Origin of the sequence: Clostridium sp. AF34-13, from assembly GCF_003477845.1 — a bacterium.
GTDB lineage: Bacteria > Bacillota > Clostridia > Lachnospirales > Lachnospiraceae > Butyribacter > Butyribacter intestini.
In genome coordinates this window covers 374486-389488 of the sequence record NZ_QUEB01000001.1, presented here as the reverse complement: position 1 = coordinate 389488, position 15003 = coordinate 374486, and the positions used below count along the sequence as shown (strand labels likewise).

The 15003-nt window shown below is 38.6% G+C and carries 12 protein-coding genes; all 12 read right to left on the bottom strand.

Annotated features, from left to right (window positions below; genetic code table 11):
• Positions 1 to 17: 17 nt before the first annotated feature.
• The 12 genes from folD to murD all read right to left on the bottom strand — a co-directional run bounded on the left by folD (position 18) and on the right by murD (position 14972).
• Complete coding sequence (gene folD, locus DWZ63_RS01540) at positions 18 to 857, bottom strand: bifunctional methylenetetrahydrofolate dehydrogenase/methenyltetrahydrofolate cyclohydrolase FolD (protein WP_055943364.1); 840 nt, start codon at positions 855 to 857, stop codon at positions 18 to 20.
• Between the two features lie 28 nt (positions 858 to 885).
• A complete protein-coding gene (locus DWZ63_RS01535) occupies positions 886 to 2538 on the bottom strand; it encodes a nucleoside kinase (protein WP_055943367.1) in 1653 nt (550 codons plus the stop codon).
• Between the two features lie 35 nt (positions 2539 to 2573).
• On the bottom strand, positions 2574 to 3347 hold the full coding sequence (locus tag DWZ63_RS01530; protein WP_182431413.1) for a class I SAM-dependent methyltransferase: 774 nt from the start codon (positions 3345 to 3347) through the stop codon (positions 2574 to 2576).
• Positions 3340 to 4470: an RNA polymerase sigma factor RpoD gene (gene rpoD, locus DWZ63_RS01525; RefSeq protein WP_055945552.1), complete on the bottom strand. Its 1131-nt coding sequence runs from the start codon at positions 4468 to 4470 to the stop codon at positions 3340 to 3342. The genes DWZ63_RS01530 and rpoD overlap by 8 nt, the downstream gene beginning before the upstream one ends.
• Before the next feature lie 139 nt (positions 4471 to 4609).
• A complete protein-coding gene (gene dnaG / locus DWZ63_RS01520) occupies positions 4610 to 6391 on the bottom strand; it encodes a DNA primase (RefSeq protein WP_055943373.1) in 1782 nt (593 codons plus the stop codon).
• A 151-nt stretch (positions 6392 to 6542) separates the two neighbouring features.
• Positions 6543 to 8009 carry a tRNA (N6-isopentenyl adenosine(37)-C2)-methylthiotransferase MiaB gene (gene miaB / locus DWZ63_RS01515; protein WP_022014580.1) on the bottom strand — a complete coding sequence of 489 codons (1467 nt, stop codon included), beginning with the start codon at positions 8007 to 8009 and terminating at the stop codon, positions 6543 to 6545.
• Positions 8010 to 8057: 48 nt separating this feature from the next.
• The gene (locus tag DWZ63_RS01510) at positions 8058 to 9416 is read right to left on the bottom strand and encodes an alpha-amylase family glycosyl hydrolase (protein ID WP_118498406.1); all 1359 of its coding nucleotides are present in this window, start codon (positions 9414 to 9416) and stop codon (positions 8058 to 8060) included.
• 42 nt (positions 9417 to 9458) lie between these two features.
• Complete coding sequence (locus DWZ63_RS01505) at positions 9459 to 10325, bottom strand: type II CAAX endopeptidase family protein (RefSeq protein ID WP_182431412.1); 867 nt, start codon at positions 10323 to 10325, stop codon at positions 9459 to 9461.
• A gap of 89 nt (positions 10326 to 10414) precedes the next feature.
• The gene (ftsZ, locus tag DWZ63_RS01500; RefSeq protein WP_118498403.1) at positions 10415 to 11629 is read right to left on the bottom strand and encodes a cell division protein FtsZ; all 1215 of its coding nucleotides are present in this window, start codon (positions 11627 to 11629) and stop codon (positions 10415 to 10417) included.
• A 133-nt stretch (positions 11630 to 11762) separates the two neighbouring features.
• The gene (locus DWZ63_RS01495; protein ID WP_118498401.1) at positions 11763 to 12470 is read right to left on the bottom strand and encodes a cell division protein FtsQ/DivIB; all 708 of its coding nucleotides are present in this window, start codon (positions 12468 to 12470) and stop codon (positions 11763 to 11765) included.
• The gene (locus DWZ63_RS01490; RefSeq protein ID WP_022014575.1) at positions 12467 to 13633 is read right to left on the bottom strand and encodes an FtsW/RodA/SpoVE family cell cycle protein; all 1167 of its coding nucleotides are present in this window, start codon (positions 13631 to 13633) and stop codon (positions 12467 to 12469) included. The genes DWZ63_RS01495 and DWZ63_RS01490 overlap by 4 nt, the downstream gene beginning before the upstream one ends.
• A complete protein-coding gene (gene murD / locus DWZ63_RS01485; RefSeq protein ID WP_118498397.1) occupies positions 13614 to 14972 on the bottom strand; it encodes a UDP-N-acetylmuramoyl-L-alanine--D-glutamate ligase in 1359 nt (452 codons plus the stop codon). The genes DWZ63_RS01490 and murD overlap by 20 nt, the downstream gene beginning before the upstream one ends.
• Between the last annotated feature and the right edge of the window lie 31 nt (positions 14973 to 15003).

Sequence of the window (15003 nt, the reverse complement as noted above, 5' to 3'; positions counted from 1 at the left end):
ATTCCTCTTTTCTATAATTATTCTTCAACTGAGCTTACACAATTATGCATAAGCATTGCGATAGTCATAGGACCTACTCCGCCCGGAACAGGTGTTATCGCACCGGCCTTTGGCTCTACATCTGCATAATCAACATCTCCACAGAGTTTCCCGTTCTCATCTCTGTCCATTCCGACATCAATAACAACAGCCCCCTCTTTGATATAATCGGCAGTTACAAATTTTGTCTTACCTATCGCAACGATAAGTATATCCGCACGTTTTGTAACTTCTTTTAAATCCTTTGTATGCGAATGGCAGATGGTAACAGTTCCGTTTTCCCTAAGCAAAAGCATAGACATAGGTTTCCCTACGATATTGCTTCTTCCTATGATAACGCACTCTTTACCGTCAATCTCTATATCAGAACGCTTCAAAAGCTGAATGATACCTGCCGGTGTACATGAAACAAAACCTTTCTGTCCTATGCTAAGTCTTCCGACACTCTCAGGATGGAAACCGTCAACATCTTTTTCAGGTGCGATAGTCTTAATAACCTTATCCTCATCAATATGATTAGGAAGTGGAAGCTGAACCAAAATTCCATTAACTGAGTCATCTTTATTTAACTTCTCTACAAGTTCAAGAAGCTCTGCTTCCGTAGTCTCCTCCGGAAGTTCATACGCAAGTGATCTTATGCCAACATAAGCACAAGCCTTTTTCTTATTGCCAACATAAACAGTTGAAGCCGGGTTATTACCAACCTGAATAACCGCAAGAGTAACCTCAACACCCTTTTCCTTAAGAGCAGCCACTCTCTCCTTGAGTTCATCCTTAATCTCCTGTGAAATCTTCTTACCATCAATTATCTTTGCCATATTATGTCGTTTCCTTTCTGTCATTTATCTAAACATTAAAAACACTTCCACCCACAAACTCACGCATAAGCGAATTTTTAGGTATTCCCTCACTGCTTATCGTAAGGAAATAATCAAGGAATTTAAGCAGCCTTTTTGCTTCTATATACTCCGGTGCATCCTTTGGTATTCCAAAGAGTATCGCTTCGGCATATGGTTTTAATACCGCAAGCTCATATATGAGTGCCGAATTGAACATCACATCTGCTTCCTCCTGGAACGGGAATATATATTTGTCCTCCCCCCTCCTTACCGACGGCCACATTGAGATGGTTTTTGCTGCCGATGAACCTCTCGTTCTCGCATCTCTTACCATTCGTCTTATAAGTCTGCCGTCAGTTGTCGATATTCTATTGTGCTCATCAATATTTAACTGGGTAAGTGCACTTATATATATCTTAAACTTACTTTCTTTCGGGAGTGAATATGAAAGTTTGTCATTTAAGCCGTGAATACCCTCAAGCACAAGTATATCATCCTTTCCAAGTTTTAGAAAATCACCTTTGTATTCCCTATGTCCCGTAAGAAAGTTAAACACCGGCATCTGAACGGTCTCTCCGGCTAAAAGTGCAGTCATATCCTTGTTGAACTGCTCCACATCTATAGCTTCAAGACACTCAAAATCATAGTTTCCGTTTTCATCTATCGGCGTATCTTCCCTATTTTTGAAATAATTGTCGAGCGAGATAGGATGCGGTGTTATGCCAAATGTCCTAAGCTGAATGGATAATCTGTGCGAAAATGATGTTTTTCCTGATGATGACGGTCCGGCTATCATCACAAACTTTTTACTCGCATCCCCGGCTATCTTTTCCGCTATCTGTGCGATTTTCTTTTCCTGTAATGCCTCCTGCACAAGAATAAGGTTTGATGCCCCTCCATTTGCAACAATTTCATTTAACGCTCCTACAGTTCTTACATTAACCACTTTCCCCCAGTTTCCGGCTTCCTGAAGTGTCTTAAACAGCTTCGGACTCGGAACATGATTTTTCACTTCCGTAGGAGTTTTCTGGTTTGGCATATTCACCATAAAACCATTATCATACTTTTCTATCGTGAAATATTTAAGTAATCCGCTGCCTGATGGCATATAGCCGTAATAGTAATCCTCAAAACCGTCAAGTGAATAGATATTTGCCGTTGACACTCTCCTATACTCAAACAGTTTCTTTTTATCATACATCTTGTGTTTTTCAAAAATATCCGATGCTTCCTGAGTGCTTACTACACGCTTTTCAAAAGGTATATCCTTTTTAACAAGCTCGTGCATCTTTTCCTCGACTTTTTTTAAAATTTCATCCGTTATTTCAATGCCCTCTGCTTCACAGTAGCAACTGTCACCTATCATATATTTTATAAATACATTTTTGAGCGGCATATCCTTACACACTTCGTAAAAAGCATCCAGCAACAGCAGATTTACGCCTCTGACATATGTTTTGTGACCGTTTGGGTCCGAAATATCTAAAAATTCTATCTCACAATCAGTTTTTATCTTTTTATTTAACTCGATAAGCTTTGCACCCTGTTTTGCCAAAATTATGTCATATTTGCAATTATCTTTAAAATCTTTTGAAACTTCTCCATATGTAATCCCGGTCTCATATTCCTTTGTTACGCCGGAAACTGTCACTTTAACCATATCCACACTATCCCTTTCCGCTCACAAAATTTTATTTACTGCATCCTACATATTGTCTTTAACAATAAATCATATTCAGCAATTATCTTTTGTTTACTTATTTCTTCATCGGACATACCGCTTTTTTTTAGTGAAGCCATCACTTTTTCCATGCGTTCTTTTTCCTTAGCCAGAAATTCAGCAAAGACATCATTCTTTGCAGCTATCAGGTATTTCCCATATACATAATCAGCTTCATCGTATGTCTCATCAATATTTATTATACTTCCGGAATGATTTATTTCCGCAACTTCTTTATTATGCTGTCCTAAACATTCCATCATGTCTTTTCTTACGGCCCTTATTACAACATAGTATTTTCCCATGTCAAAAACCATCTTTTCCATATCTATGAAAAAACCGAGTTCATGAAGACATCTTCTGACAAGATATATTTCTGACTGCGGTGATAAAACAAGTTCACCAGCACTAATCGTCTTGTCTTTCTCTTTCATAAGAATATCTCTTATCAAAGCACCTCCCATACCGCTTATAAGTATGGTATCAGCTTCGCCGCTTTCAAGTTTATCAAGACCGTTTGAAAGTCTCGTCTCTATCTTATCCGTAAGTCCCGCTTGTCTTATATGGCTTTTTGCCTTTTCTAACGGACCTTTATTTATATCCATGGCAATCCCGCATCTTGCCATTTTATTTTCAATAAGATAAATGGAAGTAAAACCGTGGTCACATCCTATATCCGCAACAGTTCCTCCAGTGCTTACACATGATGCGACCGTTTCAAGCCTTTTAGAAAGTTTTGTCTTACTCAAGATAATCCTTTAATTTACGGCTGCGGCTAGGATGTCTTAATTTTCTAAGTGCTTTTGCTTCAATCTGACGGATACGCTCTCTTGTTACCTTGAACTCTTTTCCTACTTCCTCAAGTGTTCTCGCTCTGCCGTCCTCAAGACCAAAACGAAGTTTAAGAACTTTCTGTTCTCTCTCCGTAAGAGTTCCAAGCACCTCATCAAGCTGTTCTCTAAGTAGTGTAAACGCTGCGGCTTCTGCCGGTACAGGTACATTGTCATCCTGGATAAAGTCACCAAGATGGCTGTCCTCCTCCTCACCGATAGGAGTTTCAAGTGAAACCGGTTCAAGCGATATTTTCTGAATTTCCCTTACCCTGTCAACAGGCATATTCATATGTTTCGCTATCTCCTCAGGCTGTGGCTCTCTGCCGAGTTCCTGAAGAAGCTGTCTTTGCACTCTCACATATTTGTTTATCGTCTCAACCATGTGAACCGGAATACGGATTGTTCTCGCCTGGTCTGCAATGGCTCTTGTTATGGCCTGGCGAATCCACCATGTAGCATATGTGCTGAACTTATATCCTTTTTTATAATCAAATTTTTCAACTGCCTTTATAAGACCTAAGTTACCCTCCTGAATAAGGTCAAGGAACAACATTCCTCTGCCGACATAACGCTTTGCGATACTTACTACAAGTCTTAAGTTTGCTTCTGCAAGTTTTTTCTTTGCCTCTATGTCACCATTTTCCATACGCTTTGCAAGCTCTACCTCCTCATCAGCAGAAAGAAGCGGAACTTTTCCTATCTCTTTAAGATACATACGAACAGGATCGTCAATACTTACTCCGTCAGGCACCGAGAGGTCGATATTTTCAATCTCGTCCTCGTCAGGCACTTCGCCGCTCTCCTCAAGTTCAAGGATAAGTGCATCATCGTCGGCATCGTCCTTGTCATCTGAAATTCTCAGTACATCAACACCGCTTGCCTCAAGCAGATCAATAACCTTTTCCGTCTTTTCTTCATCAAGCTGAACATCAGCCAGGAAATTGTTGATTTCTCCAAGCTCCAGCACATTTTTCTTGCTCTTTGCAAGCTCTTTCAAAGCAATAAGCTTCTGTTGAAATTTCTTCTTTTCTTCTTCGATATTCTTTTCTTCTGCTTTCTTAGCTGCAGATTTTTTCCCTGTGCTTCTAGCCGGTTTCTTCTCTGTTGCCATATTGTTCCATCCTTTCTTTTATGTAACAAACTTCATCATCTACCGTATAAATGACTTCGTTTATACTCTAACCATCTTTTAGAGAAATATGCATTTTATCTCTGTTCTGAATTTTATTTTTTTCAATCATTAGCGACTGAAGTTTTGTTATATCTGTCAGATTTTTTAATTTTTTATCAATACTGTATTCTTTTATCTTAAACACCAGCTCATTGAGTGCTCTCTCTTTCTCATCGCTGTTCATATTGACCTTAAAGGTTGTCTGAAAAATATCTGCTATCTCTTTCTGCTCGTCTGCTTCCTCAAAATGATTTACTATCCTTGCCGGAATAACCTCACCCTTTTCAAACTGTTCATATAAAAGTTCTGCCGCCTTTTTATACGGTTCTTCCTCAAAATCTTCTCTGCCAACGATATCGCTTACTTTCCCAAAAAGCTCAGGGCTGTCTACAAGCCATGAAAGCAGTAATTTATATGAATATTCTATTCCTTTTTCCTTAGGTTTCCTGCCGTTTTTCTGATATCCATCACTCTGACTAAATGTTTTCTTTGTCCTGCTTGAAGCCATATTCGCATTTTTTATGACAAGCCCCCGCAAATCTTCTTTTTTTATTGAATATTTTGCTGATAATGTCTCGATATAATTGTCTCTCTGAACCTTATCTTCAAACACGAGAAGTTTTCTTGCCATCTCGTGGTCGAACTTTGTTTTTTGTTCAGGATCAGTTATATCATAGTTTTTTCTGAGAACCTCTATCTCAAACAAAAATGCGTTCTGTGCATCATTTATCCGCTTCTCAAACTCCTCATTTCCAAGAGCTTTTATAAACTCATCCGGGTCTTTATACGGGTCCATATGGATAACTCTGGCGTTTATTCCTGCATCCCTGAGCATCGGTATCGCTCTCAATGCTGCTTTGATACCTGCCGCATCGCTGTCATATGTAAGAAGCACCTCATCGGTATATCTTTTAAGTATGACTGCCTGCTCTGAAGTAAATGCTGTTCCCAGCGATGCCACCGCATTTGTAAAGCCTGCCTGATGCAGTGCTATAACATCCATATATCCCTCGCAGAGAATGATATTTTTTCTTTTTCCAAGTTTTGCGTAATTCAGACCAAATAAATTTTTACTTTTATTGAACAAAATAGTTTCCGGCGAGTTCAGATATTTTGGTTTTGCATCACCCATGACCCTGCCGCCAAAGCCGATGACTCTGTTGTTTATATCCATTATCGGAAACATTACCCTGTTCCAGAATTTGTCATAAGCACCATGCTCGTCTATCTTAAAAAGCCCTGTCTCACTTAGCTCTCTGTCAGAATAACCCTGATTTTTAAGATAGCCATAAAGCTCTCTGCCGCCCTGACCTGAATATCCAAGTCCAAAATGCATTATCGTTTCATCACTGAGTCCCCTGTTTTTAAAATAGTCATACCCCTGTTTTCCGCCCGGAGACTTTAACTTTGCATAATAATATGCTGCCGCTTTTGCATTTATCTGTACAAGTGTACTCCTGAGATTTTTCTGTCTTTTCTGTTCAGGTGTCAGTTCCGTCTTTGGAAGTTCTATACCTGCCTGTTCAGCCAGAAATTGCATCGCTTCGGGAAATGTATAATTTTCATATTCCATAACAAATGTGATGACACTTCCTGCCACTCCGCATCCAAAACATTTATACATCTGCCTTGCGGGATTTACACTGAACGACGGTGTTTTTTCACTGTGAAACGGGCACAGTCCGACATAACCGCTGCCCGAACGCTTCAGATTTACATATCTTCCTATAATCTGAACGATGTCACTTCCGGAACGAACTTTTTCAATCTGTTCCTCTGTGTAATACATATGCTCTCTGAAACCTCCTATCAACAAAATAACTAACATAAAACGCACACGCACAAATCTTGTGTCATGTTACCCTCTATGTTAGTTATTCGACATTAATTTTAAATTTCCTTTTTTAATCTGAATTTTTTAATTTAAAATTACAAAACCATCACGCAAGTTCTCCGATATAGTAAAATCCTTTGCTCTCGCAGAGTTTTACATCTACTATACTTCCTATAAGTGACTTGTCCCCCTTAAAATGAACAAGATAATTTTTGCTTGTTCTTCCGGTCACAAGTGTGGCATCATGGTCGTTTATCTCCTCGACAAGAACTTCCTCCACTTTTCCAACATCCTCTGCTGCTTTCTTTGCCGCTATCTCTTGAACCTTTGCGAGAAGTCTGTCAAATCTTTCCTTTACAACAGCCTCATCAACCTGTTCTTCCATTGCGGCAGCAGGTGTTCCCGTTCTCTTGCTGTAAATAAAAGTGAACGCACTGTCGTACTCCACTTTTTTGACTACATCCATAGTCTGTGCAAAATCTTCTTCTGTTTCTCCCGGAAAACCTACTATTATATCGGTAGAGAGTGCTATATCAGGAACGGCTTTTCTTATCTTTCTCACAAGTTCAAGATAGCCCTCTTTTGTATAATGACGGTTCATTTTCTGTAAAAGCCTGTCACTTCCTGACTGTAACGGAAGATGCATCTGCTTACATACTTTCTTTGACTCACCGAGATACTCTATAAGTTCATCTGAAAGATCCTTTGGATGGGAAGTCATAAATCTAATCCTCTTAAGTCCCTCTATCTTTTCAACTCTCCTCAAAAGTTCTGTGAAAGAAATAGGATTTTCAAGATTTTTACCGTATGAATTTACATTCTGACCGAGAAGCATAACCTCTACAACGCCGTCTTTTACAAGACACTCTATCTCGGCGATTATATCCTCAGGCTCTCTGCTCCGCTCCCTGCCCCTCACATATGGCACTATACAATAGCTGCAGAAGTTGTTGCAGCCAAACATAATATTTACACCACTCTTAAAATGATATTTTCTCTCAACAGGAAGTTCTTCAACTATCTCTGTCGTGTCTTTCCACACATCTATTATCATTTTTTTTGACTCTGCCCGGTCAAGCACTTTCATCGAAAGAAGTTCTGCAAATTTGAATATATTGTGTGTTCCAAAGATAATGTCCACATTTCTGTAACTTTTCTTTATCTTCTCGACAACACTCTCCTCCTGCATCATGCAGCCACAGAGCATAGTTATCATTTCAGGATTTTTATTTTTAATCTTTTTTAACTGACCGAGTCTGCCATAAACCTTAAGATTTGCATTTTCCCTTACGGTACAGGTATTAAATATTACAAGGTCTGCGTCCTCATCCTCAACGACCTTATATCCTATCGTCATCAGGATACCGATTATCTTCTCTGAATCCCTCGCATTCATTTGGCATCCGAATGTATTTACACAGCAGGTAAGTTCTCTGCCTTTTTCTTCTTTTTTAAGTTCCATCCAATGTTGCAATTTCTTTATGAAATAATACTGTCTTTCCGGTTCTTCCTGCGGTGGCGGCAATGTAATGTCAATATCTTTTATTTCTTCTTTTATCGTATCATAATTCATCTGTCGTTTACCTCAGCTTTCATTTTTGTATCATTGTTTTTGTCGTTGTCAGGATAATTCTATTATCGTTCCATAATTTGCAGGAAGTTTAACTATAATATTTCCATTTTCTGCCTTCGCCTCAACTTCCTCATTTTTTGCCTTATTGCTTCCGTCAAGGATAATCTTTGCACCCATGCACTCAGTGCGTGGATTTATCGTAAGAACTGCTTCGTTATCGTCATTATTTAAAGCCACGATAACAGTCTTTTTATCAATACTTCTCGAATAAGCAAACTGTCTGTTCGTAAGCAGAAGTTCCTCATATTTACCTGCACTTAACACCTCGTAATCTTTCTTAAGTTTTCCAAGCTTCGCACACAGGGCTGTTATCTCATTATTTTCATATGCACCCTTAAAATCATCAAGTTCAAGGCATGGACGCAGATTCCAGTCAGAACCGTTTTCTTTCTTTCCCTCAATAGCAAACTCCGAGCCATAATATACCGATGGAATACCGTAAAGAGTGTATAATAATATATAAATATTGTAAAGATGTTCTTTATTGTTTACTTTTGAATAAATCCTCTCCACATCATGATTATCGACAAATGTATATAATCTCGTGTCACCACATATGCCTAAAAGCCTCTTTACAGAATGTGCTATTTCAAAATAATTATGGTCATTGTGTCCCGAATAAAGACCTTTATGCAGTTCATAATTTGTAACGCTGTCAAGCATATCGCCGTTTGCCCATCTGCTGTAATCACCGTGTATAACTTCTCCCATAAGCCAGAAATCTTCTTTTAATCCCGATGTGAAACCTCTTAATTCTCTCATAAAGTCAAAGTCGAGTACATCTGCCGCATCTAGTCTTATACCATCTATATCAAATTCATCAATCCAGAATTTTATCGCTTCAAAAAGGTATGACTTAACTTCAGGATTTCTCTGGTTTAACTTGACTAATAGATTATAGCCGCCCCAGTTTTCATAGGAAAGTCCGTCATTGTACTCATTGTTTCCGCCAAAATTCACATTGCAAAACCAGTCTTTATATGCTGAATTTTCACGGTTTTTGAGCAAATCCTGAAAAGCCGGAAATGTTCTTCCGACATGATTAAAAACTCCGTCCACTATAATGTGCATACCTTTTTCATGGCAATGTGCAACATACTTTTTGAAATCGTCATTTGTGCCCAGCCGGCAGTCTACCTGTTTATAGTCCCTTGTCTCATATCCATGTCCCTCTGACTCAAACAAAGGTCCGATATATATTGCCGTAAATCCAAGTTCTGCCGCATGGTCTGACCACTGTGTCAGTTTGTCAAAATGCTGTTCCTTTTCTCCGTTGTTCTCTTTTTTACATCCGCAAAGTCCGAGCGGATATATATGATAAAAAACTGCTTTATCGTACCACTTCATATTCTGCCTCCTGTTGTTTATTTTAATCTTTGTTATTTATTGTCAGTTATTATGTGACACTGCACCTGTAAATGTCTTTATCCCAAAAATCCCAAGAACTGCTATGACAAACAATACAAACATAACCGCTATATTTATGATATTATTGCCGCTGCCAAGCACTATCGGCAGGATATAACTCGTCCCGTTGAAAATTATATGTGTAAGCATTGAGCAGAGTATGCTCCCTGTTGCCTTTACGATAACCCCTAATACTATTCCAAGACAGAACGCATATAATCCCTGCACGAGATTCATATGGTAAAGACCAAACAATGCCGCCTGTAATATATTTGCCACCCAGTAGTCAAAACCGATATAAAATCTGTCAAATATTGCTCCCCTGAAAATCATTTCCTCAGATACCGGACCTATAAAGACTGCATAGGCAAGTGTCACTGCCATGTTTCCTGTCTCAAAATTTGACATAAGCTTTGTATAATTTTTAAATACTCCCGGCATAAGTGCGGTCAGACCGCTCAAAAGAAAAGTAAGTATTATGCAGCATCCTGCGGCTGTAAAAAATATCATCATTATATTTTTTACTGAAAATACTTTCCTGTAATCCATACTATCGGCTCGAAATCCTGATTTCTTATATAATATGGCACACCATATAAATGACAGTATCGCACTAACTGCCGATATTGTAAGCATCAGATTTGTACTCTTGGTTGTGTTTAATATTGTAATCTCTGCAAGTGCCCTTGCATATCCGATTCCCTGAGCAATCCCAAATACCGTATATCCAAGCACACATAACATATACGCAATAAGCTGCATAAGTATTATGCCGATAAATATAAACAATGCCTTTGTCACCATTGTGACCCTAAGTCTTTTTAACTCTATCTTCTCTTTATTATCCAAATCTTTTCCTTTCAATACATAAACGCATACTGACGAAAAAATCCGAACAAGCATGATGTCCGGATTTTTCTTTTATGTTACAACTGCAATTATCTCTTTCGCTGTAAAAATTCTGGTATCTTAATTCCACCATCTTCACTGCCCCTTGAATATGTAGGCTGCGGCTGTGGAACAACAGTTGGTCTTACCGTTGACTGTGCACTGCCCTGAACACCTGAAGCAGTCTGCTTAACCTGTTTAGGTACCGGTGTCACCGGTCTTACAGGTGTGGCAATCTGCCCTTCTCTTGTAGGAAAGTTTGTCTTTGGTGTCTGCTGCTTTATAAATGAAGATGCCTGCTTAGGCTGTTCTGTGTTATCTTCATCAAGCCCTGTTGCAATAACAGTTATCTTAACCGTGTCATCGCCTGCCCCGTCACTTACACCAAATATAATGTTACTGTTTTCGCCTGTAAGTTCCTCTATATATGAAGCTGCTTCTCCGGCTTCCTGAAGACCTACATCTCCGGCAATATTTATGATGACATCTGAAGCGCCCTCTATAGTAGTCTCGAGAAGCGGACTTGATATGGCCTGTTTTACCGCATCAAGACATTTGTCATCACCGGTACCTGTTCCAATACCGATATGTGCTACTCCCTTATCTTTCATAACTGTCTGCACATCTGCAAAGTCAAGATTGATAAGTCCCGGTACATTGATAAGATCCGTAATACCCTGAACACCCTGCTGTAATACTTCATCAGCTTTGCTTAACGCATCCTGCATAGATGTTCTTCTGTCAACTATCTCAAGAAGTTTGTCGTTTGGTATAACGATAAGTGTATCTACATTATTTTTAAGATTTTCTATACCTGCCAGTGCATTGTTCATACGGCTTCTTGCCTCAAACTTAAATGGCTTTGTAACAATACCTACAGTAAGGATACCAAGTTCCTTTGATATTTCTGCGACCGCCGGTGCTGCTCCTGTTCCGGTACCACCGCCCATACCACATGTTACAAATACCATATCTGCACCTTTTATCATCTCTGTTATATCTTCACGGTTTTCCTCGGCAGCAGCTTTTCCAACTTCGGGATTTGCCCCTGCTCCAAGACCCTTAGTAAGTTTTTCTCCAATCTGGAGACATGTTGCAGAATTGCAATTCATAAGATGCTGCTTATCTGTATTTATACATATAAACTCAACACCTTTTATCCCCTCTTGTATCATTCTATTTACGGCATTATTTCCGCCACCGCCAACACCAACTACGATTATTTTAGCGGTTATTTCTGAATCATTTGTTTTTATCTCTAACAACGCTGCTCCTCCTTAATCTGCTCACAAATTTCCCTAAGATATATAATACTAATTAACTTTTGAATAATCAAGAGAAAGTTTGTTCTTTTAATTGTTTTTTATTATAAATTTTGTCAATTTCTACATTCTTCTACTAATTATTTGTCTTTAAAATGATTTTGTCTCCAGAATGATAGTCAGACATATCAATACTTCCTTTTAAATTTCTCTTTGCTGTAGTCTTTAACACATCCGACAAAGCGGCAAGCTCATCATCATACATATCTTTTTTTCCAAGAAACACCCTTACCTTTCCCGAATAAAGCATTATACCGTCAGAGCTTGAATGTATCCTTGAAACATTTATCTTATAATGGCTTATAAGCTGCGATATATTCATTATCTTTGAAAAAAGTTTTTCATCCTTTACGCTGAATGCTTTACCTATGGAAAATTTTCCAAACTTTATGCCTGTTACCATCGGCACATCTTTTTTATGTTCTGAAAGACTTTGAAGAACTATTCCGTCTTTATCGAAATATACATACTGCCCCATATATTTTATGCATCCGCTTATCTTTTTATCATAGATATGAAGCACAACAGTATCATGGCTTTCATATTTTACATCAATATCCTCGACAAAAGGCAGTTTATTTATGCCATACAATTTGTTATACACTCTGAACACCAGTGCATTGTCGGAAAATTTTCTGCAAAAAACACTTTTTTCTATTTCGCTGTCAGAATATACACTTCCACCCTCTATCTTAACCGTGTCTATATGAAACCAAAAATATAATACAAAAATGATTACAATTACGACGCAAAGCGTTGCAAAGAAACGTTTTAGTATCCTCATAAGCTGTTTAACCTCTTTTCTCTTTTTGAAACACCGAGTACGATTCCCATCTCCGCCATCATTATCATCGCAGATGTTCCACCGTAACTTATAAACGGAAGCGGTATTCCCGTTGACGGTATCGAGTTTGTCACAACGGCAACATTTATAACTACCTGTATCGACAACTGCAGCATTACCCCGGCACACAGCATCGTGCCAAATATATCCTTAGCCTTATAACCTATCTGAATAACTTTAAAGAATAGTATTATAAATGCGATAATGACACCCGCCGCACCTACAACACCAAGTTCCTCGCAGATTACCGAAAATATCATATCATTGTACGCCTCAGGTATATATCCGAGCTTCTGCACGCTGTTTCCTATGCCGTTGCCAAACAATCCGCCTGTAGCAATGGCATATAATCCCTGCTTTATCTGATGTGCATTTTCATTTGTCTCTACATGAAGCCATATCTGTATCCTCTCCATACGGAAAGGATCACCGAAAATTATATAAAGAGCTGCCGCCATCATCATAACTACTATACATACAACAAAATATCCGTTTTTATTGCTTGCTATAAAACACATTCCAACACTTATCCCTGCCACTACTATAGCAGAACTTAAGTTTTCTTTAGCAATCACTGCTATAAGCGGAGTTGTAAATGCCATTACTTTCAAAAAACCTGAGAAGGTGTCAAAGATACTTCTGTTTATGTATGCCACATACGATATAAATATTATGACAACTATCTTTGTTATCTCCGATGGCTGAAACTGGACTGGACCAAATTTCAGCCATCTTCTCGCACCATTATAATCAACACCGATAAAAAGCACGGCAATCTGCATAACAAGTGCAATAACATATAAAATATGCACTACTCTTATTTTCTTGTTTTTAGAAAAAATCTTTCTAATAAAAATATGGTAATCAAAACCTGCAACAAAAAGCATCATTGCACAGCCTGCCAAAAGCCCTGCTGCCTGTGACTTCACAAATCTAAGCTCTGAGCCGAGCAGCATGGCATTGTAAACTCCGGCACTTCTTATCATAACTATACCAAAGACTGCTATTCCTATAGTCAGTGCAATGAGTACATAGTCATATTTAGAGTAAATTTTTTCTTTTCTCGGTCCGGTTGTCTTTTCTTTACTCCAGGCTGTTGACATACTCCTTAAATAACTTACCTCGCTCCTCAAAGTTTTTAAACATTCCCCAGCTTGCACAGGCAGGTGATAATAATACCGCATCCCCTGATACCGCCTGTTTACTGCTTACTTTCACGGCTTCTTCTAATGAATCTGTCATTATGACATTCTCAAAACCTGCTTTTTTAGCAGCAGCAGCTATCTTATCCCTTGTCTGTCCGAGAAGCACAAGTGCTTTTACTTTATCTCCAAACGAAGCTATCCATTCATCATATGATGAATCCTTATCATAGCCTCCACCTATGACAACGGTAGGTCTTACCATAGCTTCAACTGCTTTTATCGCCGCATCAGGGTTTGTTCCCTTTGAATCATTATAATATTTAACACCGTTTACTTCTTTTACATACTCTATCCTGTGCTCTACGGCATTAAACTCTTTTACGGCTTTTCTTATGCAGTCAAGTGGCACGCCTGCGTGCATTGCTATTGCAACGGCAGCCATAACATTCTCATAATTATGTTTTCCTAAAAGTTTCATATCATGGATGGTACAGATTTCTATCGTCTCCAAACCATCATTATACATAATCTTTTCACCATCAAGCCATATGCCATGTTCAAGTATATGCTCACTGCTAAACCAAAATACCTTTGCAGGTATATCTTTTGCTATCTTTTTAAGGTATTCATCCTCATAATTTAAGACACATATCTCATCTTTATTTTGATTTTTGGCAATCCTTGCTTTTGTTTCGACATAACATTCCATAGTATGATGTCTGTTTAAATGATCAGGTGTGATGTTAAGTATCGCACTTATCTGAGGATGAAACTTATTTATAGTTTCAAGCTGGAAACTGCTGACCTCTGCAACTGTCACTGACTCGTCTTTCATCTCTGCGGCATATTCCGTATATGGAAGTCCTATATTTCCGACAACAAACACACTCTTAAAATATGTTTTCATAATCTCACCCGTAAGTGCCGTCGTTGTTGTCTTACCATTTGTGCCAGTTATCGCAAACAGTTTTCCTTTTCCGCAAAGATATGCGAGTTCTATCTCTCCCCAAACCGGTATATTGTTTTCCTGAAGTTTCACCACAAACGGGAGGTCAGTCGGAACGCCCGGACTAAGTATTACAAAATCAATACTGTTCATTTTCTGTTCCGGCAGTTCTCCTATTATGAGGTCAAATTCCGCTTCTTTTGGAAATCTTTTCATTATTTCTTCTGACGAAAGCGAAGCATTTCCCTCAAGCAGGGTTACCTGTGCACCCACATGATTTAATAAATTTACAGCGGCGACTCCGCTTTTTCCTGTACCTACAACTAAAGCTCTCTTATTTGTAAATTTCATAACTATCCTCTTTTCTTCATTCTCTTATCAG